This window comes from Anabaena sp. WFMT, from assembly GCF_051781005.1.
Classification (GTDB): Bacteria; Cyanobacteriota; Cyanobacteriia; order Cyanobacteriales; family Nostocaceae; genus Anabaena.
This window is the reverse complement of sequence record NZ_JBPWOA010000019.1, coordinates 74,562-98,189: the sequence shown is the minus strand read 5'-3', so window position 1 is coordinate 98,189 and position 23,628 is coordinate 74,562. Positions and strand designations below refer to the sequence as shown.

Genomic DNA, 23,628 nt, shown 5'->3' with positions numbered 1-23,628 from the left:
AATTGACTTTTTCTAAATTTGTCTGCTGTATGTGAGAATAGGTAAAGAATTTTTATAGTTCAGGAGTCCCACAGTGCTGGCTCAATTAGATCGCATTACTGTTAATCCTAACGTTTGCCTCGGACAACCAACAATTCGGGGAATGCGTATCACTGTGAGCTTTGTCCTGAAATTGCTGGCTAGTAACCTTTCGGTTCAGGAGGTTTTAGCAGCTTATCCAGAATTAGAGGCTGAAGATATCCGACAGGCGCTTAACTACGCTGCTTGGACAGTTTCAGATAAAATTGTAGGTATTCCTTCAGCATGAATCACCTTCGCTTTATTGCTGATGTGCATATTTCCCCTCTAACAGTTGCAGCACTAAAATTGAAGGGTTATGACATTTTGCGTTGTACAGATTTGCTTTCTAACACTGCTCCTGATATAGATATTTTGGAACTTGCAAGGGTTGAAGGTTGAATTGTAATTACCCAAGATTTAGATTTTTCTATGTTGATAGCTGTTGGCAAGTATAACCAACCAAGTTTGGTTACATTGCGGTTATCTTCTGCAAAACCTGATGTGATTACACAAAGATTGTTGGAAGTTTTACCTCAGTTAGAGGAAGAACTTACTCAAGGTTCAGCCCTGACAATTGATGATAATTCTGTACGTATTCGTAAGCTGCCAATTCGTTGACAATTTGAAGATAATACTTGTAATTGCGTAGAGATTTAGGTAGATATGCTGCAAAATTCCGTGTGATGCTTGAATATTGATATATTGAGAAAATTTATAGATACTATCTAAGTAGTATGGTATAATTAAAGGAAATATGACACTTTTACTACTAAAGAAAATAGTAAGCAAAAGGGAGGTAAAAGATGGATGAAATTGCTGAAAAAATGGCGGCATGGCAATGGACTTACGCTCCACAAGATCCTATTGCATACGCAGAACTAGAAAAACGAATCGCAGTAGCAGGCAAAAATTTAAGCCTGATAACATATTCTGATTTGGTCAAAGGTATAGAATTTCATTTACCTAGCGTTGGTGAAGGAGATATCCATTACATGAATATCTCTGGATGGACAGGATTAGATAGACATATTATTGGTGATTTTTTGGGACAAATTTCATGTCGCAGTTATTGTGAGCATGGCTTTATGGCAAACTCACTGGTAGTAAATCGTGCTGAGTATAAGCCAAGTAAGATTTTTTTCGATTGGATGGAGTGGCTAAATGTACTACCCGACACAAAAGAAGATACTGTCTTAAAATTCTGGGCAGGGCAAGTTAATAAAGCTCACAATTGGTATAGATCGCAACGAAAGAAACAAAGTTAAATTACAAGGTGCGTTAACAAAGTAACTCACCTTCACTTTATTGGAATGGCAGTGCGATCGCATGAGTTAAACTAGAGGAGTGAGATTTCCATTTATTATCCTTTGGAGGTTTAGATGTATGACCAACCGTGAGCAATTAATCCAAGAACTCGAAGAAACTCCTGATGATATTGTGCAAATGTTGCTAGATTTTTTGCATCGTGTGAAAGCTACACGCAAAGATCATCCCTGAGCCAAATTTGCAGGAATTTTAAGCGATGCAGAAGCCGCAGAGATAAAACAATCAATTGCGGAATGTCGGCAGGTGGATAAAAATGAGTGGTGAAATTGCTTTAGATACTTCTGTTGCAGTTCGTTTCTTAAATGGTGACGCAGTAATTATTGAAAGAGTGTTAGCGTTGCCAGAAATTATTTTACCTTTAGTGGTAGCAGGAGAATTGTTGTTTGGTGCGGAAAATTCATCGCGTTATCTAGAGTTTATTTCAACTTGTACCGTTGTACCCTTGGGAAGAGAAACAACTTCTATCTATGCTCGAACTCGTTTAATGCTACAGCGGAAAGGCAGACCAATTCCAATGAATGATATTTGGATTGCTGCTCAGTGCTTGGAAAAAGGGTGGATATTAGTTACAGATGATACGGATTTTGACTATGTGGATGGGTTGGTATTGGAGCATTGGTAAGTAGTTAAACTAAATAAAATGAGAGCGATGCCTGCGATGAGGGATGCGATCGCACATACCAATAATCATTCTTCCCTTAAAAATTGGCGAATTAAATCTTTTTCAAATTTCAATACAAACGTGGCGCAGTACGATCGCATCTCTTGCAAACTTACACCTCATTAACCCAGCATATTTACTTCCCTGAGAGCGATCGCATTTCCATAGTCAGTTTATTAAACTTCTGGCTGATTATTAAACTTCTGGCTGAGTATATTAAGTTAGGTAAAGCTGTGGGCGCTGCTTTTGACCCATACTGATCAAGGGTATTCTGAGAATGATAAGCTAAACAGTGACATAAAAAAGTGACTTAGGATGAAGTGTTAAATGGGTGTTTCCTCAACGGCTCCTCTCCTCCTCCGGGCTGCACGTGGTGAAGTAGTAGATCGTCCCCCCGTATGGATGATGCGACAAGCGGGGCGCTATATGAAAGCATATCGGGATTTGCGAGAAAAATATCCTTCATTCCGCGATCGCTCAGAAATTCCAGAAGTAGCGATTGAAGTTTCCCTCCAACCTTGGAGAGCTTTCCAACCCGATGGAGTTATTTTATTTTCCGATATTGTCACTCCCCTCCCAGGAATGGGGATTGAAATGGATATTGCGGAAGGTAAAGGCCCAATTATTCACTCGCCCATTCGCACTCAACAACAAGTTGATCAACTGCGTCCTCTAGAACCAGAAATATCCCTGCCATTTATCAAAACGATTTTGCAGGCATTACGGCAGGAAGTAGGCAATCAATCAACGGTGTTAGGCTTTGTGGGCGCACCTTGGACATTAGCCGCTTATGTGGTGGAAGGCAAAGGTTCTAAAACCTATTCCATCATTAAAAACATGGCATTTAGCGACCCAACGATGCTACATCAGTTTTTGGAAAAATTGGCTGATGCGATCGCAATCTATGTCCGCTACCAAATTGACTGCGGCGCTCAAGTTGTGCAAATGTTCGATTCTTGGGCAGGACAACTCAGCCCCCAAGATTATGACACCTTTGCCCTACCTTATCAAAAAATGGTGTTCGAGAAAGTCAAAGCAACTCACCCGGATACACCCTTAATTTTGTTAGTTAGTGGTAGCGCAGGTATTCTCGAACGCATGGCACAATCGGGGGCGGATATCGTCACTGTCGATTGGGCTGTGGATATGGCAGATGCACGGGCTAGATTAGGTAAACACGTCAAAGTTCAAGGAAACCTTGATCCTGGTGTGTTATTTGGTTCAAAAGAGTTCATCCGCGATCGCATTCTAGACACCGTTCGCAAAGCCGGGAACTGGGGACACATCCTCAATCTTGGTCATGGTGTACTACCAGCCACACCAGAAGAAAACGTCGCTTTCTTCTTTGAAACTGCAAAAAACCTGAATGCTTTGGTGTAATTCTTTTGGGTGGGCATTTGCCCACCTAAGGGACTTCCAAATAAAAAAATGTACAAAAATTTCTTGTGCTGCGGGCATCCTCGGACTGAGCAGTTCGACAAGCTCACTGTAAGACCTGTCGAAGTCTTGCCCGCAAATTATCAAGGACGGGCAGGATGCCCATCCCACAAGATTGGATAATTTATTTTCTGGTGTTCCCTAATTAATTAACACAGCACTTCAACCTCGCTTTTTTCCTTTCTGCCAACTTTGACTATTCGGCTTTTTACTAAACTCTCCATCAGGAAAAAGTCGCTGTTCTAATTCTTCATAACTACCTTCAAAATCACAACTTCCATACAGTGGACATTGACGACAATAAACGCTTTTTGTATAACGTTCTAAATTTTCGCGGTTGAAAAAATAAGGTTTGTGGCTAAAGGTACTCGCTACCCACTGCCATGACATATTATTACTGGCTGGGTCGCCATCAAGCAAGTGTTGCAAAAACCATTTTGCGCCTGCTTGCCATTGAATATGTCGCCAATGGACAACATAAGCTGCTAACCACATTCGGATATGGTTGTGCAGATAGCCAGTTTCTCGCAATTCTCGGCTAAAGCTATCAATACAAACTAGTCCTGTTGTACCTTCCGTGATGTCTAGAGGTAATTCTGCTGCGTAGTTTGCTAGTTTGTATCCAGTTTTGTATTCTTCTTGATTCTGCCAAATACCATCCCCCAGCTTTACATATAACCTTTGCCAATAGTCACGCCAACCTAACTCGGTAATTAATTTAGTCGCTTCATCTAAATTCTGGACCTTATCAAGGATATAATCTCGAATTTCTCGCAAACTCAAAACGCCATAACGAATGTAAGGTGATAGTTTAGTGACATCGCCTGTTAGAAAATTACGTGTTTTTCCGTAAGCATCTGGATTAACTTTATGTAATACTTGTTCGGCTGCTTTCCTTCCTCCTACAGTAATACTAACGTGATCATCTCGTTCTGTGGCTGTGGGGAATTGTTCGCGGAGGTAAGCTATTAATTCTTCTCGATTAGTAAAATCACGCAACATAGTTTTATTGATTTAGACTTAATTTTAGTAACCAATGATTCCTTTAGGAGTAAATTATGACAAAATATACATCTTTAGCCGAACAAAAAGGCTACTATCGCTATCACCCCAATGGGTTAGAACAAAAAGGATATGCACGGTTATTTCCCTATGTTGGGGAAGATGGCGCTATACGCTACATTTTAACTAAATTGTATCAAAATCTTTTAGAACAAGGAAAACTTTCACAACCTTGGACTTTATTGTTGACCCAGCTAGAAAATAAAATTGCAGATTTAGATGAAAGTTGGGTAAATATCTCAACTTTGTTGGTGGACTGTAAAGTTTTTCAATCAGGATGGTTTAATTTTGATTTACCGCCCAATGAACAATTTAATAATAGTTATATCCGGGAAAGAAAAAAGTTAATAGAAAGGCTTTTAGCTGCCAATAAAGCAGTCGAAGCGGTAGATAAAAATCTACCTCCACTCAAAAGAAATGCAGAACAAAGAAAGCTATTTTTTCAAGCTTTAGCAAACTATGGTGTTAAGCCTCCTATCGTGAGTATGATTCATGAGCGAGATGGCGGTTTGAGCGATCGCGAATTTGTTCGTCAAAGGGTAGCTGGTGCAAACCCCACAGTGCTACGACGAGTGCAAACAAATGACCAAGGTTTTCTCCAAGCTTTGGCTACTCAACCTTATAAATTAGCGAATAATGGGACAATAGATTTAATTAAGTCTGCCAGTGAAAACCGTCTATTTATCGCTGACTATCCACTGCTGAGAAACTTGAAAGTTACAGATTTACAACCTGGTAAATATGTGGGTAGTCCAACAGCTTTATTTCACCGTACAGATAAAGGTTTAGAACCTATATTAATTGAAGTGCAAAAAGGCAGAGTTGTAACTCCAGGAATTACTGGAGAAGCAGCGGATGATTGGATGAAAGCAAAATTATACTTTCAAACTGCGGATGCTACCCATCATGAATTGATTGCTCATTTAAGTTATACTCATTTGGCAATGGAAGCATTAGCCATTGCTACCCCCAGACAGTTACCAAGTAATCACCCAGTTTATCAATTATTATCTCCCCATTTTCAGTTTTTAATTGCCATTAATAATCGGGTTAATAACGTACTTTTAGCAGCAGGATCAGCAATTGAGAATTTAATGGCTCCCACCCTGGAAGCATCTTCTAAATTGATGAATCAGGCTTATCGAGAGAAGTCTTTTTGGTATTATTCCCTGTTGAATGACATCGAAGTGCGGGGAATTGAGCCGAAGTTATTACCAGATTTTCCTTACCGAGACGATGCTTTGTTATTATGGGAAGCGATCGCTAAATATACCACTCGTTATTTACAGCGTTACTACCCAGACGACAAAGCAGTACAACAAGACCCCTATTTACAAGCTTGGGCTGATGAATTAAGCGCACCTTTAAACACCCGTCCCAAATCAGACTTTCCCCAAGCACCTGCATGGTTCCCCAAAGAATTAGTCACAGAATCAGGAATAGAACCCCAAGAATTACCTTCATATCCCCGTGTACCTGGGTTTACAAAAATTGGTAGTTTGCAACAACTAATCGACATAGCCACTATCACCATCTTTACCTGTGGCCCCCAACACGCAGCCATAAACTTTAGCCAATTCGATTACTTTGGCTACGTCCCCAATGCACCCTTTGCAAACTACAACCGACCAGATACACCAACCAGTTTAGAGGAATTTTTACCCTCAACAGATAAAGATTTACAGCAGATGCGGTTAACTTCCACTCAATGCGGAATTTTTTGGGGTAATTTGGGAAGTTCTGATTTAATTCAATTTGCAGATAAAATTGATAGACAAATACTCGCTCAATTTCAAAATGACTTATTAGAGATTGAAGCCAAAATCAAAGCCCGAAATCAGCAGCGTTTAACAGAAAACGGCATTGAATATTCCTATCTTTTGCCTTCTCGCATTCCCAATAGTATCAATATTTGAGTAAATCAAAACACCTGTAGCAGTTGTCAGATTAGTGAAGTACAGTTTTCAATGCAAAGCCTGTAGGGGCGGGGTTTTCCCGCCCTTAATGGTCAGGAGGGCTTTGAGAAGCTTATTCCCTTTTTAAAGGGGAAATCTCGACACAACCGTAGACTTTTCAAACATCCTCAAAGATTTCTATGCGATCGCTTGTAACTCAAATTTGACAACGATATCGTTAAAATCTTCATCACCACCATTCACTAAATCTTCAAAGCCAAAGGTGTTATCACCTAAAAGACGGACATGATCTGTTTGATCTGAATTAGCACCTAAGAAAGTAAAGTAAACGGCTGGATCATTATTTGAATTGTTATCAAGAACAGCATCAGGTCTACTATTTACAATTAGAAATGGCACATAGATAGCACCACCTTCTAAAGTGCCACTAAAATTTGCTGTTTGTCCATTACTAACACTCAAACCAAGATTACTTAAATGTTGATTAACCGCTGCTTGAGTATAGCCAGCTTGCCCAGGTAAGATATCAGCAGTACCATCACCATTAATATCAATTCCACCATTTTCATCAGTCACTTTATAGAAACCAACATAGTTATCGAAGGCTGCTTCTCGATAGACTGTAAACTCAGCATTCACCAAACCAGGAACATCTCGTAAATCAATGTTTTCTCCCTGTGAACGGTCTTGCAAACCTGTACCCAGAGGTAAAGGATTATCTGTAGCCTTAATCTTGACAACCAAATCCTCGAATCCTTGAGGATTACCAGAACCATCTTCCCAAGCGAGAGAGAAATTATTATTACCTAAGTCTGTACTTTGGAGAGTTGAAGAACTAGGAAAAATTATGTTGGAAATAGACGTGATTCCAGCTTTTACGGAATCAGTCGAGCCATTTTTGACCACATAAAATCTTAAGTTATCATTGGGATCAAATCCTAATAACTTATTGATATTATTTGTATCAAACTGCTGAGGATTTTTGGAAATAGCCGAGAAAATTACCTTACTGTTCGCCAATGCTGCCTCAGCATATCCAGCTTCTCCAGGGGCAATACCATTAATTGTGCCAGCTGCATCATCAACAGTAAATGCACCTAATTCATTGACAAGGCTAGAACTAAGTCCGGTGAGTGTAACTTCAAGTGTGGCTTTACTATTGTTGGTTTGGATTTGAAAGACATCATCACTAATTTTGACTAACTTAGTAGTTGAGGAACCACCATTTGTAGGTTCTTCATTGATGTCATTAACATTGATAGTTAATTCTTTCTCATAGAAAAGTCCATCTTGATCTGTAGTTTTAACTCGGATTAGATAACTTGACTTGGTCTCAAAATCTGGAGATTGGTTGATTTTCAGACTTTCACCATCAATACTGAAAACACTATTATCAGGATAGTTATCATCATCAACTAAGCTGTATGTAAAAGTATCACCTGCATCTGAGTCAGTGGTAATAAATGTGCCAATTACTGTTTCAGAGGCAACATTTTCATCAATAGTGATTGCAGTTAATGCTAAATCTGTAGGCGCTACATTTGTACCTGTTTCATTGATGTCATTAACATTGATAGTCAATTCTTTCTCATAGGAAAGTCCATCTTGGTCTGTAGTTTTAACTTTAATTAGATAACTTGACTTGGTTTCAAAATCTGGAGATTGGTTGATTGTCAGACTTTCACCATCAATACTGAAAACACTATTGTCAGGATAGTTATCATCATCAACTAAGCTGTATGTGAAGGTATCACCTGAATCTGAGTCAGTGGTGATAAATGTGCCAATTACTGTTTCAGAGGCAACATTTTCATCAATAGTGATTGCAGTTAATGCTAAATCTGTGGGTGCTGTATTATTCCCTGCGTCGTCAAGGTCATTAACATTGATAGTCAACTCCTTCTCATAGGAGAGTCCACCTTGGTCTGTTGTTTTGACGCGGATGTTGTAAATTACCTTGCTTTCAAAGTCTGGAGATTGGTTGATTTTCAGACTTTCACCATCAATGCTAAAAGCATCATTATCAGCATCTCCATCTCCAGCAACTAGGCTATAGGAGAAAGTTTGAACTTTGATGTTGGGATCAGTGGTAGTAAATGTACCAATTACGGTTTCAGAGGCAACATTTTCATTAATACTATTGTTGCTTAAGAGCAAATCTGTAGGGGCGCTATTGATGCCAAAAATTATGTAGCCTTCCCCAGATTGGGAGGAGGCAAAGGGGGCGCTGAGAATTAGGTCAGCGATGCCGTCACCATTTACATCTCCTGCACCACTAACTGAATTACCTAAGTTGTCAAATTCGGCAATGCCGTCGATGATAAAGCCGTTAGTACCATCAATATCGGTAAGGTTGATGGCAGAAGCAAAGCTGCCATTTTTGCCAAATACTACATAGCTTTGACCAGAACTTTCACCATTGGGATCTGCATTGTTGGCGCTAACAATTAAATCGTCGATGCCATCTCCGCTTATATCTCCCACACCACTGACAGACCAGCCTGAGTTGTCAAATTCGGTAATGCCGTTGATGCTAAAACCGTTAGTACCATTGAGGGTGGAGAGGTCAAAGATGGGATCAAAGTTACCATTTTTGCCAAATACTACATAGCTTTGACCAGCATTTGTGATGCTATTGGGGTCGGCATCATGTGCGCCGATAATTAGGTCATCAATGCCGTCGTTGTTAATATCTCCAGCGCTGCTGACGGAGAAGCCTAATTTGTCACCTTCTTGGCCATTGATAATAAAGCCGTTGCTGCCATCAAGGCTGTTGAGGTCGAAACTGGCATCAAAGCTGCCATTTTTGCCAAATACTATGTAAGCTTGCCCGGAATTTGTACCATTGGGAATAGCTTGGGGAGCGCCGATAATTAGGTCATCAATGCCGTCGTTGTTGATGTCTCCAGCACTGCTGACGGATAAGCCTGAGTAGTCTTCTATGCTCTGTCCGTTGATGACAAAACCGTTGCTGCCATTAAGGGTGTTGAGGTCGAAACTGGAATCAAAGTTACTCGCACCAAATACTATGTAAGTCTGTCCAGGCTTGCCGTTGGAGGTGGTATAGGCATTGGGAGCGCCGATAATTAGATCGTCAATGCCGTCATTGTTGATATCTCCGGCACTGCTGACTGAGTAGCCTAATTCGTCTTCTGCATTCAGACCGTTGATGACTAAGCCGTTGTTACCAAGGTTGGAGAGGTCAATGGTGGAATTGGAACTGAAACTATTTTTGCCAAATACTACATAGCTGCTGCCAATGTTATTGTTGTTATTGGTGTCAGCAAAGGGAGCGCCGATAATTATGTCGTCGATGCCGTCGCCATTCACATCTCCTGCTGCACTAACAGAACGACCTGCTGCCTCACTTTCAGTAGCACCGAGGATAGTAAAACCGTTGATCCCATTTAGGGTGGAGATGTCAATGGTAGGAGCAAAGCCGTTTTTGCTGCCAAATACTACGTAGCTGGCTCCAGCATTACCTTTTGCTTGAGGGTCGGCTTGGGGAGCGCCGATAATTATGTCATCAACACCGTCACCGTTAATATCTCCCGCATTGCTAACTGAGTAGCCTAAGTTGTCATCGTTTGTGTCGCCATTGATGATGATAAAACCGTTTGTGCCATTAAGTGTGGAGATATCTACTTTTTCAGTCATAATTCTGTAGTATTTTTGGCTTTTTCAAGTTTTGATAAATTGCCGTTACTGCTTTGTAATCGGCTCGTCTTTGCTGTTAATCTGCGTGAAAAAATTTCTCTGTGCTGTAGTTGAGTAGCCAGAGTTGATATGAATTGGAGTAGAGGATAGGAAGGAGTTCACTCTGCGATTAATCTGCATGAGGAAATTCCTTACTTGAATGTAGGGGTTTTAAACCTCTTGTGCTGTCAGCCCTACATAGCTACACTTAAAGCGGTAGCTGGGCGTTGAGCAGCGTACAATTAATTAGACTTTTTTACTCAGCACTCGTTACTCAGCACTACTTCGGTGAAGTAGTCAAAGTTGCTATGGATAGCAAGCAGTCAGGAATAGGAGTTAATCCCACTGTTAATCTGCGTTAAGCTTGCTCTCTGTACCGTGGTAAAGCAGTCAGAGCTTAATATTTATAGCAATGGGTATGAGGGAAATCCGGGTTAAACTCTATGCAAAATAAAACCTAGATTTTAATTCAATTACCCAAACTACGATCTGCTGGCAGCAGTAGCTGTTAGCGATAACTATACCTAAAGTATGCTACTTTGACGGTCAGCTTTGCGATACCTTCTCTACAAGAGGCTACTCTAACGAGACGCTACGCGAACGCCAAAGGTCAGCTTTGCGATCGCACACTATGAAAATCCATGTCTATCTAGACCTGGGGTTTTTCCGATGACACCCGAACGACCCTACTAAAACGAACCTACCAAGATGCTGAAGTTTTTACTTATCTTTTAGGGGTTTAATTTTCTATTGATGGATAAGGTTTTCATTAAACGCCCAAGATAAACATATCCTATATCCTGTACTATTAATTGTCAAGTTTCCATAAAGTTTAGACAAAGAATACTTAAAACGCTGAGTTTGCTTTTAATGACTATAGTTGTTGATTCCCACATATAGGGTATGTTTGTCAAGATTGTGGCAAAAAAAAGATGATATTTTTTGACATTTGATTTATTTTAATTATGATGTGCTAGTAGAAAAACCATCACAACATTCTCGGTATATCCGTTAACTTGTAGTCAAGATAGAAGTAGGAGTTTTATTGGAGACATAAAAAGATGTATTTCAACTTTTTTATAAGTTCGATTGTGGGAATTATTGTCACAGTATTACTGGCTTTTGGTGTTTTGCAGTGGTTTCATGTATCTGCTGGTAGCTTTCTCGATTGGGTAATTGGTGGGGCGAGTTTTTGGTGGTTATTGGTAATTGTGACAGTTCCGTGGAATGTCCATTTTCAGGCTAAAGAAGTTTTAGCTGAAGCAGCAGAATCTATAGAAAAAAACATTTCCGTAGATGAGAAACAAGTTAAGTATGTAAAAGTTTTAGCCAAGCGATCGCTCTTGATTGCTATTGGGTTACACTTAGTTTCAGCCTTTGCTTTGTATATCCTGGCTGTTACAGGTATTAGTACCGTTGGATATATTAGTTCTGGTGCAGCTTTATTATTAACTTTATTGCGTCCAGCTATCAGCGCCTACGAGTATTTATATGCTCGGTTGAGAATGATTCGTCAAGCATTTACCTATCCACGGGAAGATATTGTGGAACTGCGTAACCGTTTTTATGAAATAGAGCAAAAAGTGCAATCTTTAGAGGAGCAACTTAACCCAGAACAGCCTTATTCTTTAGTAGCAAATAATCAACGGTTTTCGGAAGAAACACGCCGAGAATTAGCGCGGATTGTTGCTAGTTTAGAGGAAGTACGCGCTACAAACCAATCTGAACATGAGCGTCTGTCTAGAGAAGCCAGAAATGCGATCGCACAACTTTCCACTGATGGGCAATTTCTTGATCATGTCCGTGAAATTATTAGATTTTTTAAATCAGCGTGAATATAAATTAAATGATCACAAGTAAGAATTTAGGAGTCAGGAGTCAGAAGTCAGGAGATTGAATAATTACCGAGGCAGACAAGTTAAAAATTTCATCTTTTATTGCTTATCTTGAAAAACATATAACAGGGGATGGGAAGCCCCCGTTATTCGCTCTATATTACTAATCAGGTCTTACCATTAGACTCGGTTAAAATTAACTTTGGTTCTTCTGGTGTGGGTTCTTCTTCTGGCAAACCGTACATTGATTTGTACAGCTTATCGTACTGCTTGGCAGATTCATACCAACTGAAGTTTTGACTCATACCGCGTTTTTGTAATTCTTGCCATTGGGGTTTGAAACGGAAACCTTCCCAAGCGCGAATCATGCAGGTGAACAGGTCTAATGGTTCATAGCGATCGAAGCAGTAGCCAGTACCGGCTTCATTGACTGGGTCGTAATGTGATACGGTGTCAACTAATCCACCTGTGCGACGGACAATGGGGACAGAACCGTAACGCAAAGCCATCATTTGGCTAATACCGCAGGGTTCAAAACGGCTAGGCATGAGGAAAGCATCAGTACCAGCGTAAATGCGACGAGAAAGAGCATCGTTATAGAGTAAGTAAGTTGCCATGCGTCCGGGATAGCGAGATGCTAATTGCCACATTTGGGTTTCATAATAGCGATCGCCTGTTCCCAGCAAAACAAATTGAGCATCTGTATAAGCCATGAAGCGGTCTAGAATTTGCATGACTAAATCCAGACCCTTTTGTTCCACTAACCTTGTCACCATGCCAATGAGAAAGGCATTAGAATTGACTTCTAACCCTACTTCTTCTTGCAAAGAAATTTTGTTGGCTTTGCGTTTGTCTAAGGTATCGGTGGTGAAAGTTTGGGTGATGTATTTATCATTGGCAGGATTATAAACTTCTGTATCTATGCCGTTGATAATCCCTGATAGTTTCCCACTAATAAAAGACAGCAAACCCTCGATTTGTTCACCGTAAGCAGGGGTCTTGATTTGATCTGCATAGGTGGGAGAAACTGTGTTTACCTTATTGGCAAACTGAACTGCTGCGGCCATGGTGTTATGTCCTTGCATATACCAGGGACACCAAGTAATTTTCTCTAAATACCAACGCCACGGACCTTGATAAGCTAGGTTATGAATGGTAAATACAGTGGTGATATCTGGGGATTGGTTCAACCAAACTGGTAACATTCCTGTATGCCAATCGTGACAGTGAACGATTTCTGGCTTCCAGTAATTCCAGCAGAATTCCGCTGCACCATTGGAGAAAAAGGTAAACCGCCAATCTTCATCTTCTCCGCCATAAATACGGCGGGTATTGAAGGAAGAATGTTGAAATAAATACAATGGGACATCAGTTCCAGGCAGAACGCTTTCATAAACGGAAAAGTCCTGGAACATGGCATTTCCAGTCCATACAGGTTCTTTCGGAATCTCCATTTTGTCTGGAAGAAAGCCATAGTAAGGCAAGAATATTCGCACATCATGCCCCATTTCTCTTAAGACTTTCGGTAATGCACCCACAACATCACCCATTCCGCCTACTTTGGCAATGGGAGCAGCTTCAGCTGCAACAAATAAAATCCGCATGGTATTTATTGGTAATTGGTAAAAGGCAGGAGTCAGGAGTCAGGAGTCAGGAGTCAGAAGTAAATTAATACATTATTATCTTCACCATCTCCCTCATCTTCCCAGTCTCTAGTCCACTTATGATCCGCGTTGAATTTCGGTGAAGATTGTTTCTAAAATTTCCGTAGCGCCTTGTTGGCGTAAAATATTTGCTAGTTCTGTACCTAGCTTTTCCGCATCTTTGGCTAGTCCAGTAACAGTATCTTGTACCAGTTTTTGACCATCAACGCTGGCAACAATACCTGTTAGCGTTAAATTACCATCAACTATTTCTGTATTTACACCAATGGGTACTTGACAACCACCTTCTAAGGAACGGAGAAAGGCTCGTTCAGCTAGACAGCGATCGCGTGTTTGGGGGTGTTCAATGGCTTTGAGGATGGAAATGACTTCGCTGTCATCTGCACGACATTCTATGCCCAGAGCGCCTTGTCCGACGGCATGGAGAGAAATTTCTGGGGGTAAAACTTGGTGAATGCGATCGCTCATTCCCAATCTTTCTAACCCAGCTACCGCTAAAATCAAAGCATCATAATCACCTTTATCCAGTTTCTCCATGCGTGTAATTAAGTTTCCCCGCACATCTTTAAATGTAAAATGGGGAAATTTATTGCGTAACTGTGCCAGCCGTCGCAAGGAAGATGTCCCAATTACCGCACCTTTAGGTAAAGTGTCGATTGTCTGTCCTTTATATTTTTCATGCAGTACCAGCGCATCTGCTGGATTTTCACGTTCGGTAATTGTTGCCAATGTTAACCCTTCTGGTAACTTCGTTGGCAGATCCTTAAGGGAATGAACTGCAAAATCAATCTCCTGATTGATCATTCCCAATTCCAGTTCTTTGGTAAATAAACCTTTATCACCAATTTTGGCTAATGCTACATCCAGGATTTTGTCACCTTGAGTAGACATGGTATGGACTTCAAAAGTGATATCAGGAAAGCTTTTCTGAAGTTGCTCTCTTACCCAGTGTGTTTGGACCAGAGCAAGTTGGCTTTTACGTGAACCAATACGAATAGTGCGGGGAGGACTAGAAACTGAAGTCATAAAACTATATGTCAAACCAGGCGATAAATTCACATCTATCTAGACTACCGCAGGGAGTGACGCACTGGATTGGATCGGGCTAACGGGACTTAGGCAAAAAAAGAGAGCAAAAGAGGTTATAATGCAGAGATAGCATAGCTTTCACATCAAACTAACCTCATGAAAGAGACAACACCCACAGCCATGCCCCCATGCTTTGAAAAATGGTGTCAAAGGTTTGATGATTTATTTAATCATAAAGCACAAAAAAGGGAGTTTAGACAATATTTAGGGGGGTTATTAGGAGAAAGCGAGCGAAAAAACCTGTTTCAGATGGCAGAAAACGCTGTAGGTGTAACTTACCACCTCCCTTCATCACTTTTTGACAGAAGCATCTTGGTCGGCAACAAAAGTGAATGAAAGACGCTTGGACGTAATGAACAAGTGTAGTCAGACCAGAATCAGTAGGGGTTTCAGCTTGATAGATGCTTGTCAACTAGTTTTTATACTGCAAAAGGGTAAAATCTGGACTTATGTCATACTGAGCGTAACGTAGTGCAGCGTTCGCGGAGCGTCTCGTAGAGAAGTATCTCGGAGATTCTTCACTTCGTATGGCTAACGCCACGCTGCGCTATCAGAATGACACTTTTAACCCGTTTTTAGTACAATACCTTAGCCAAATTACGAGGGTTCAACGGCTGTAGAAGCTTTGACGCTTATTATTTTACAAAAAAATAGCCTGAAATGATTACCAGATAACCATTTCAGGCTTTGTATTTTTACAATTCATAATTATTTAATCTGCTTCAATATCTGCGGAATGTGGGTATTAAGGTTGCTCAGAAGCGGTTGCCAATTGTGCATAAAAAGCTTGGGATGTCAGGGTTGTAGCTGCCAACATCCATAAGGAAATTTTGTTTGAAAACATTTTGATACCCCACACCAAGGACTATATGATAATATTTTTCATTTGTTAGCTATTGCATTTGAGCTATATCGTTAATTTAATGAAAAGTATTATCAAGTATTTATTGGAACTTAGTTAGTATAGTTTCTCAACACACAAAAAAATTATGGCGTGACTCTAAAACGATATTAACCTGATATTTAGTGCTTTAATTCACAATTTTATGGATTTTTCAGAGATAAGTTGATGGTTCTAACAGGATATTTTTTCATTTAGGATGAAATAAAATATAAAATTTTTGAGAATTCTTATTGATTTACTACACTAACTCGTGGTATTACTTGAGACTGTGAAATTATTACTAAAACTTCCTGTTAAATGTATTGGAGGCTAGAGCATTGAAAAATTCAACTTTAATCAAAGCTTCAGTTGGAGCTTTAGCTTTTATGCTCAGTTCGGGAATAGGACTGGGTGTAAACGCGCAGACAAAAACCCTAACTATCTATTCTGGGAGAGGGGAAAAACTGATTAAGCCATTGCTCGAACAAGCGAAAAAAGATTTAAACTTGAATATTCAAGTGCGTTATGGTGATACAGCCGAATTAGCGATCGCACTTTTGGAAGAAGGCAAAAATAGCCGTGCAGATATATTCTTTGCTCAAGACGCAGGTGCTTTAGGTACACTAGAAAGACAAAAGCGCACACTGCCTATTTCCTCTAACTTGTTGAATCAAGTAGATGCTGGCTCTCGCTCTCCCAAAGGACATTGGATGGGTATTTCTGGACGCGCTCGTGTCCTTAACTACAACACCAAGCTAGTCAAAAAGAACCAACTGCCAAATTCCATTTCGGACTTAACCAAACCACAATGGCGTGGTAAAGTAGCGTGGGCCCCAACTAATGGCTCATTTCAGTCATTTGTGACAGCGATGCGCGTACTAGAGGGAGAGCCAAAAACTCTGCAATGGCTTAAAGCAATGAAAGCCAACGGAGTCAAAGATTACCGCAACAACACAGCAATTGTCGAAGCACTAGGACGCGGTGAAACTCAAATCGGTTTAGTAAACAACTATTACCTAGCTAACTTCAAAAAAACTAACCCTAATGTTCCTGTAGCTACTCACTACACCAAAAAAGACGCAGGATCGATGATTAACATCGCCGGAGTGGCAATTATGAACTCCACCAAGCAAAAAGCCGAAGCAGAAAGATTTATTGGCTACTTGCTCAAACCGAGTTCACAAACATACTTTGCCAAAGAAACTAACGAATATCCCTTGGTTAAAGGAGTAGCAGGCCCAGCCAACCAAGTACCACTCAGCCAGATTAATCGACCAAATCTCAACCTGACAAACTTGAATGATTTGCCAGGAACATTAGAATTATTACAAGACGCAGGAGTTTTGTAGAAATTGAAATCGGTTCGTCCTCCATTATTTCTCACATTAGCGGCTGGAGTAGTGGCAATATCCATTGCTCTACCGTTAGTTTACTTAGTCATCCGCACTATAGGTATTGGTGGGGATGAGTTATGGAAATTGATATCTCGTCCGCGCAATATCTCCGTATTCTTTAATAGTGCGGCAATGGCAGCAACAGTGACTGTATTTTCTACACTGATTGCCGTGCCGTTAGCATTTTTAACCGTGCGAACAGACTTACCCGGCAGGAGGTTTTGGCTAATAGCGACAACATTACCCCTGGCAGTTCCCAGCTATGTAGGTAGTTTTGCCTTGATTGCAACTTTAGCACCCAAGGGTAGCTTTTTGCAGTTGTTATTAGCACCTTTAGGGGTGGAAGAATTACCTTCTATCTATGGTTTTCCGGGAACAGTTTTAGCCATTACTCTATTTACCTTTCCATATCTGCTATTAAGCGTCCGTTCTGGACTGCAAGGGATAGATCCTTCCTTAGAAGAAGCTGCCCAGAGTTTGGGTTATAGCAATCGAGAAACCTTCTTTAAGGTGGTTTTACCCCAATTGAAACCATCAATGATTGCCGGGGGGTTATTGGTAGCTTTGTATGCTTTGCGGGACTTTGGGACACCTTCTTTGATGCGGTTTGATACCTTTACACGGGTAATTTTTCTGCAATACAAAGCTAGTTTTAACCGGAATTCAGCAGCGGCTTTATCATTAATGTTGGTGATATTGGTACTGTTAATTTTATGGTTAGAGTATCGAGTGCGATCGCGCGCAGCTTATTATAGTCGTGGTTCAGCTTCCCTACGTCCACCCAAAATTAGCAAATTAGGCATTTGGAAATGGCCGGCCTTTGCCTTTTGTCTACTCATTACTAGCTTAGGTGTAGTGTTACCAGTAGGTATCACCTTATTTTGGTTAATGAGGGGATTTAACAGCGGCTACAACTTTCCTAACTTACTACCATCTGCCCTTAATTCAATTTTGGCTGCGGCACTAGCAGCTTTAGCTATCATCATCTTTGCCCTACCAGTGGCAATTTTATCAGTTCGCTTCCCCAGTAAAATTACAGCCATGATTGAACGCTGTTCTTACTTAGGATTTGGTGTACCGGGAATTGTAGTCGCCTTATCTCTAGTATTTTTTGGGGCTAACTATCTACCATTTTTATACCAAACCCTACCAATGCTAGTGTTTGCCTATTTAGTGTTATTTTTACCGCAAACAGTAGGAACAGTCCGCACCTCCCTTTTACAAGTCAATCCCCAACTAGAAGAATCAGCCCGAAGTCTAGGGAGAACAGCTTGGCAAAGTTTAAAAGATGTCACCTTACCTCTAGTGCAACCGGGGATATTAAGTGGTGCAGTGTTGGTGTTTTTGACAGCTATTAAAGAACTACCCGCGACTATGTTATTAGCACCCATCGGTTTCAATACCTTAGCCGTGCAAATTTGGCAAGCTACAGAAAATGTGGACTTTGCTGATGCCGCTGCTGGTTCATTAGCTATGTTATTAGTTTCTACAGGTGCAACTTTATTAGTGTTATCTCAAGAAAATATTAAAAAAGAGAAAATTAATATTAAACCAGAAATCCAAACCAAGTTTTAATGTCATGCGATTTTAGATTTTGGATTGATACCCCGGAAGTAGTAGGGGCGAAGCATTCGGGCGATAATTTATCGGTTTTTCCCAAGTTTATTTTCCGAATGCTTCGCCCTTACACGGAATACTTCCAGTTCCCTGTTCCCTATTTCTTGAATTGATATAATTTAGCCATGCAACAAGCAATTCTTAATTTACAGAATGTCACTAAGCAATTTGCTCAAAGTGTTTTTCCGGCAGTAAATAATGTATCTTTAACATTGCAACAAGGAGACATACTGGCATTACTTGGCCCATCTGGTTGTGGTAAAACTACACTGTTGCGATTAATTGCTGGCTTTGAACGTCTGCAAGTAGGAACAATTGAAATCGCTGGACAGGTAGTTAGTAATAATGCAATCAACATACCACCCGAACAGCGTGATATCGGCGTTGTCTTTCAAGACTATGCCCTATTTCCCCATCTTAATATTTTAGAAAATGTCGCCTTTGGCTTAAAACAATTTAGTAAAGAGCAAAAACAAAAGCGCGTCGCTGAAGTTATAGAATTAGTTAGACTCCAAGGTTTAGAAAAACGCTACCCCTACGAACTTTCTGGGGGACAACAGCAACGAGTAGCTTTAGCTAGGGCTTTAGCACCAAAACCCCAGATTATGCTATTAGATGAACCATTAAGTAATCTGGATATTCAAGTTAGATTAAGATTGCGGGAAGAAATTCGAGATATTCTCAAAGCCGCAGGGACTTCAGCTATTTTTGTCACCCATGATCAAGAAGAAGCACTAGCTATATCTGATGTGGTTGGAGTTATGCAGCAAGGAAATTTAGAACAACTAGGCACACCAGAAGAAATTTATACCCATCCATCATCCCGGTTTGTGGCCGAATTTGTCACTCAAGCTAACTTCATTCCTGCTCGTCGTCAAGGTAATGTCTGGGAAACCGAAGTTGGTAGTTTTAGCATCCCAACTGATTTTAACTGTGATACTGGCGAAATTATGATCCGCCAAGAAGACTTGCTTTTAAAACCAGCTACGGATGCACCTGTTATTATTACTACCCGCCGCTTTTTAGGACGGGAATATCAATACTGTTTAAAAACTCTTTCGGGAAAAGAGATTCATGCGCGACTCATGGCGAGTAAAGCTATACCTGTAGGTACGAAGGTAGAGTTATCTACAACAGGTAATGGTGTACACATTTTTCCTGCATCAAATAAGGGTGGCTAAAGTACAGATATTTTCAGGTATTCGGGCAAATTAACCACATTTTTTTTATTGCACGCAGAGACGCAGAGGCGCAAAGAGGAATTAAGAGGTGGTCTAATTACATGAAAACTGCTGTAATTTCTGGAGATATCTATTAATTGTCAAATCCTCTTTTTCATCCTGTTAATCCTTAAATCCTGGACATCCTGATATGGCTACGCCACGCTACGCTATCAGACAATTAAATTAAATCAGCACGGGGTTTAAAGGTTTCAATTTCCCGCAATTTTTCGTAAAGCTGTCTTTCTTCATCTGTAATATTTTTGGGTGTGACGATTTGAACTTCTACTAATTGATCGCCGCGTTTACCGTTATCACCAGGATAGCCTTTATTAGCTAACCGAAATCTTTGACCTGATCTCACAGCGGGGGGAATGGTCATTTTTACTGGCCCGTCTAGGGTTGGTGCTTCTACTTGTCCTCCTAAGACTGCTTCACTGGGAGTTACAGGAACTTGACAGAAAATGTTAGAACCTTCTAGTTTAAATAATGGATGGGGGTCTACGGTAATTTTTAAGTATAAATCGCCGCCGCCAATGCCTTGAGTTCGCAGACGGATGGTTTGACCTGTTACCATACCTGGAGGCATAGTTACTTCTAGCGATCGCCCATCTTCTAAACGAATGCGTTCGTTACCACCTTGATAAGCCTTTTCTAGGGGTAAGGTTAATCGAGCTTCTATATCCCTGCGGGTGGTGCGGGGTGGGGTGTTAACTGTATATGAAACTTTGGTTCTGGGAGTCCGAAACGGGTCGCTAGGAGTGGTATCAGCTGCCGTATTTTTATTATCTTGGCGACTGCTGACACCAATTACCGTATTAATAAAACTTTCAAAATCAGGAAACTCGCTGGGGTCTACTTCCTGATTACTGCGACCGTTGGCACGATTATCTCCCCAAGCTTTGGGTTTTTGTGTTTGTTGTTTAGCACCAGCAAAGCCTTTTTGTTTCCAGTAGCGGCTAAACTGGTCGTATTGCGATCGCCTACTGGGGTCGGAAAGGATTTCATAAGCCTCACCAATAGTCTTAAATTTTTCTTCTGCTTCCTTGTTACCTGGATTAAGATCAGGGTGATATTGCCTTGCTAACCTGCGATAAACTTTTTTTATTTCTTCGCTAGAGGCTTCTTTCGTTACTCCCAAAATCTCGTAATAATCCCGAAAATTCTGCAAATTTTGCATAGTTCAGTTATTTAAATTTAGATGTCAATCAATTTTGGATTTACGATTTTGGATTTTGGATTGACTCCACCCTAAAGTGTGTAGTTTGAGGATTTTAGATTGGCTATTTTGGATTAATTCCGCCTTGAAGGGGCAGGGCTTGTACCGAAAATTCCCAATCCAAAATCTAAAATCCAAAATCTAAAATTTTTCGGTCAGTGGTTAGTTGTCAGTTGTCAGTTGTGCTTCTACTTATCACTGACGGGAGCAAATATTGGAACTTAGATTTTAGACTTCATACAGTTAATCCCCTATCTAAAATTTAAAGTCCAAAATCTAAAATTACCTTAGAGCCAATCATCGTCATCATCCCAATTATCCTGATAGCTGGGACGGCTTCTGCGTGGGGGAGGACTATCATAGGACGAAGAACGATTTTCTCGACCATAGTCTTTGCCATAGTCTTTGGTATTATCTCTGCCATAGTCCCGGCTGTAAGAATCACGTTCTCGATAGGTATCTCTGGGATAATCCCGTTCTCGTTCTTTTTCTTTATCGCCGGTGAAAATGTCACGGATAGCGCCAAACAAGTCTTCATCTTCATCATCAGCATAATACTCTCGCACTTCCCTATTTAGCTCATACAGAGCATCTTGCAGGTCAGCGTAGGCTTGGTCAATACCGCGATCGTCATTATCTTTTAAACTTTCACGCAATTCTCGGCAAATATTGTCAATGCGTTGGCGACGGTTACGGGCAAATTGCATCCCCATTTCTAAGGCTACTTCCCTCAATTGCCGTTCTGCTTGCAAAATCAATGCCTCGGAACGAGTGCGTTTTTCTACCCGTTCTTTCCTTTCCCGGTCGATGTCGGCGTATTTTTCGGCATCTTGAATCATCCGATTCACTTCTGACTCACTTAAAGTAGAAGCGCCTTGAATTGTGATACTTTGCTCTCTGCCCGTAGTCCGATCTAAAGCAGTTACCTGTAAAATACCGTTGGCATCAATATCAAATGATACTTGAACTTGGGGTATGCCTCTGGGGGCTGGTGGGATGCCATACAGCTTAAACCGTCCTAAAGACTTATTATCTGTTGCCATTTCTCTTTCACCTTGGACAGCGTGGATTTCTACACTGTTTTGGTTATTTTCAGAGGTGGAAAAAATGTCAGAGCGTCGTACTGGTATAGTTGTGTTGCGGGGAATCAGTTTTTTCATCACGCCGCCAATGGTTTCTAATCCCAAAGATAGGGGTGTGACATCTAACAGCAACACATCTTTGAGTTCACCTGCGAGAATACCTGCTTGAATAGCAGCACCAACGGCCACAACTTCATCAGGGTTGACGTTTTCGTTAGGTTCGATGCCAATTAAATCCCGAACTAGCTGTTTTACCATCGGTATCCTTGTGGAACCGCCCACTAGTACAACTTCTTCAATATCTCTAGATGAAAGTCCGGCATCTTTTAGCGCCCGTTTAACAGGGGTTCGCACTCTGGTGATTAAGTCGCCACACAGTTCTTCAAATTGCGATCGCGTCAGTCGAGTTTCTAAATGCTTGGGGCCATCTTCTGTGGCAGTGATGAAGGGTAAGTTAATATCGGTGACGCTGACGGCAGAAAGTTCTATTTTCGCTTTTTCTGCTGCTTCCATTAATCTTTGCAAAGCTTGGCGATCGCGTCTTAAGTCTACACCTTCTACTTCTAAAAATTGCTCTGCCAACCAATCAACTATTTTTCTATCAAAATCATTACCACCTAATTGGGTATCTCCACTAGTGGCTTTAACTTCAAATATGCCATCACCTACTTCCAAAATCGACACATCAAACGTACCACCACCCAAATCAAAAACTAAGATGGTTTCCGTTTCTCCCCGATCTAATCCGTAAGCCAAAGATGCCGCAGTTGGTTCATTGAGAATTCGCAGCACATCTAAACCAGCTATTCTGCCCGCGTCACGGGTAGCTTGGCGTTGGGAATCATTAAAATAAGCAGGAACAGTAATTACAGCCCCAGTCACAGCCTCTCCCAAATAGCGACTAGCATCATCTGCCAATTTCTTCAGCACCATAGCTGAAATTTCCTCTGGGGCAAATTCCTTATTTAACCGAGGACAAGCAACTTTAATATTGCCCATTTCATCTTTGCGGATAGTGTATGGCACACGCTTGGAATCTGGGTTAAGTTCACCATATTTCCGCCCAATAAAGCGTTTAACTGCAAAAAAGGTATTTTGAGGATTCAGAACGGTTTGCCGTCTTGCCATCTGCCCAACTACCCTTTCCCCTTCTTTGCTGAAGCCAACGACTGAGGGGGTTGTTCGCATTCCTTCTGCATTGGCAATCACCACCGGCTTGCCACCCTCCATCACGGCGACTACTGAGTTGGTTGTACCCAAGTCGATGCCGACTACCTTGCCCATGCGTTACTCTTCTCCTAAGCGTTTCTTATACATTTATTATGATTAGGCGAGACTTCCTCTTGCTTGGCGCTCAATGATGAAAACCGCCCAATGGTATAATTATCACCATTAAATCAAGAATTGGAAAAATTTTAGCTGGAGGCGCTACTTGCTTGCACTAGGATAGCATTTGCAGTGGGGCAA

General features: G+C 40.9%; 16 protein-coding genes and 2 pseudogenes. 12 read left to right on the top strand and 6 right to left on the bottom strand.

The genetic code is table 11. From position 1 onward, the window contains the following. Positions 1-73: 73 nt before the first annotated feature. From ACSQ6I_RS11915 to hemE, 6 genes and pseudogenes are all read left to right on the top strand, one after another. The gene (locus ACSQ6I_RS11915; protein WP_438890547.1) at positions 74-307 is read left to right on the top strand and encodes a DUF433 domain-containing protein; all 234 of its coding nucleotides are present in this window, start codon (positions 74-76) and stop codon (positions 305-307) included. Further along, positions 304-678, top strand: a pseudogene (locus ACSQ6I_RS11910) (DUF5615 family PIN-like protein). Before ACSQ6I_RS11915 ends, ACSQ6I_RS11910 begins: the two are co-directional and overlap by 4 nt. A gap of 185 nt (positions 679-863) precedes the next feature. After that, entirely contained in the window at positions 864-1,325 is a 462-nt protein-coding gene (locus ACSQ6I_RS11905) for a hypothetical protein (protein WP_438890546.1), read from the top strand. Between the two features lie 314 nt (positions 1,326-1,639). Further along, entirely contained in the window at positions 1,640-2,008 is a 369-nt protein-coding gene (locus tag ACSQ6I_RS11900) for a type II toxin-antitoxin system VapC family toxin (RefSeq protein WP_438890545.1), read from the top strand. 143 nt (positions 2,009-2,151) lie between these two features. Next, the gene (locus tag ACSQ6I_RS11895; protein WP_438890544.1) at positions 2,152-2,307 is read left to right on the top strand and encodes a hypothetical protein; all 156 of its coding nucleotides are present in this window, start codon (positions 2,152-2,154) and stop codon (positions 2,305-2,307) included. A 67-nt stretch (positions 2,308-2,374) separates the two neighbouring features. Then, positions 2,375-3,427: a uroporphyrinogen decarboxylase gene (hemE, locus tag ACSQ6I_RS11890; protein WP_438890543.1), complete on the top strand. Its 1,053-nt coding sequence runs from the start codon at positions 2,375-2,377 to the stop codon at positions 3,425-3,427. A 219-nt stretch (positions 3,428-3,646) separates the two neighbouring features. On the opposite strand, the gene ACSQ6I_RS11885 is transcribed toward hemE, so the two are convergent. Next, on the bottom strand, positions 3,647-4,486 hold the full coding sequence (locus tag ACSQ6I_RS11885; RefSeq protein ID WP_438890542.1) for an FAD-binding domain-containing protein: 840 nt from the start codon (positions 4,484-4,486) through the stop codon (positions 3,647-3,649). Between the two features lie 56 nt (positions 4,487-4,542). On the opposite strand from ACSQ6I_RS11885, the gene ACSQ6I_RS11880 reads away from it, so the two are divergent. Beyond that, positions 4,543-6,462: a lipoxygenase family protein gene (locus ACSQ6I_RS11880; RefSeq protein WP_438890541.1), complete on the top strand. Its 1,920-nt coding sequence runs from the start codon at positions 4,543-4,545 to the stop codon at positions 6,460-6,462. A 177-nt stretch (positions 6,463-6,639) separates the two neighbouring features. On the opposite strand, the gene ACSQ6I_RS11875 is transcribed toward ACSQ6I_RS11880, so the two are convergent. Then, positions 6,640-10,119 (bottom strand): DUF4114 domain-containing protein, encoded by a 3,480-nt coding sequence (locus ACSQ6I_RS11875; RefSeq protein WP_438890540.1) that lies wholly within the window; start codon positions 10,117-10,119, stop codon positions 6,640-6,642. Between the two features lie 1,100 nt (positions 10,120-11,219). On the opposite strand from ACSQ6I_RS11875, the gene ACSQ6I_RS11870 reads away from it, so the two are divergent. Beyond that, positions 11,220-11,993: a hypothetical protein gene (locus ACSQ6I_RS11870; RefSeq protein WP_438890539.1), complete on the top strand. Its 774-nt coding sequence runs from the start codon at positions 11,220-11,222 to the stop codon at positions 11,991-11,993. A 167-nt stretch (positions 11,994-12,160) separates the two neighbouring features. Here the strand turns inward: ACSQ6I_RS11870 and glgA are convergent, their stop codons facing one another. Together glgA and hemC are read right to left on the bottom strand one after the other, a co-directional pair. Then, on the bottom strand, positions 12,161-13,597 hold the full coding sequence (gene glgA / locus ACSQ6I_RS11865; protein WP_438890538.1) for a glycogen synthase GlgA: 1,437 nt from the start codon (positions 13,595-13,597) through the stop codon (positions 12,161-12,163). A gap of 117 nt (positions 13,598-13,714) precedes the next feature. After that, positions 13,715-14,683 carry a hydroxymethylbilane synthase gene (hemC, locus tag ACSQ6I_RS11860; protein ID WP_438890537.1) on the bottom strand — a complete coding sequence of 323 codons (969 nt, stop codon included), beginning with the start codon at positions 14,681-14,683 and terminating at the stop codon, positions 13,715-13,717. Between the two features lie 159 nt (positions 14,684-14,842). Between hemC and ACSQ6I_RS11855 the strand changes: the two are divergent. The 4 genes and pseudogenes from ACSQ6I_RS11855 to ACSQ6I_RS11840 form a co-directional block, all read left to right on the top strand. After that, a pseudogene (locus ACSQ6I_RS11855) lies at positions 14,843-15,146 on the top strand (transposase); the annotation flags it as partial. An 821-nt stretch (positions 15,147-15,967) separates the two neighbouring features. Next, complete coding sequence (locus ACSQ6I_RS11850) at positions 15,968-16,978, top strand: iron ABC transporter substrate-binding protein (protein ID WP_438890536.1); 1,011 nt, start codon at positions 15,968-15,970, stop codon at positions 16,976-16,978. A gap of 3 nt (positions 16,979-16,981) precedes the next feature. After that, positions 16,982-18,598 carry an ABC transporter permease gene (locus ACSQ6I_RS11845; RefSeq protein ID WP_438890535.1) on the top strand — a complete coding sequence of 539 codons (1,617 nt, stop codon included), beginning with the start codon at positions 16,982-16,984 and terminating at the stop codon, positions 18,596-18,598. A gap of 167 nt (positions 18,599-18,765) precedes the next feature. Next, positions 18,766-19,821 (top strand): ABC transporter ATP-binding protein, encoded by a 1,056-nt coding sequence (locus tag ACSQ6I_RS11840; RefSeq protein WP_438890534.1) that lies wholly within the window; start codon positions 18,766-18,768, stop codon positions 19,819-19,821. 220 nt (positions 19,822-20,041) lie between these two features. On the opposite strand, the gene ACSQ6I_RS11835 is transcribed toward ACSQ6I_RS11840, so the two are convergent. Continuing rightward, positions 20,042-21,040, bottom strand: a complete 999-nt coding sequence (locus tag ACSQ6I_RS11835) for a DnaJ C-terminal domain-containing protein (protein WP_438890533.1) — start codon at positions 21,038-21,040, stop codon at positions 20,042-20,044. Between the two features lie 326 nt (positions 21,041-21,366). Further along, positions 21,367-23,445 (bottom strand): molecular chaperone DnaK, encoded by a 2,079-nt coding sequence (gene dnaK, locus ACSQ6I_RS11830; RefSeq protein WP_438890532.1) that lies wholly within the window; start codon positions 23,443-23,445, stop codon positions 21,367-21,369. Between the last annotated feature and the right edge of the window lie 183 nt (positions 23,446-23,628).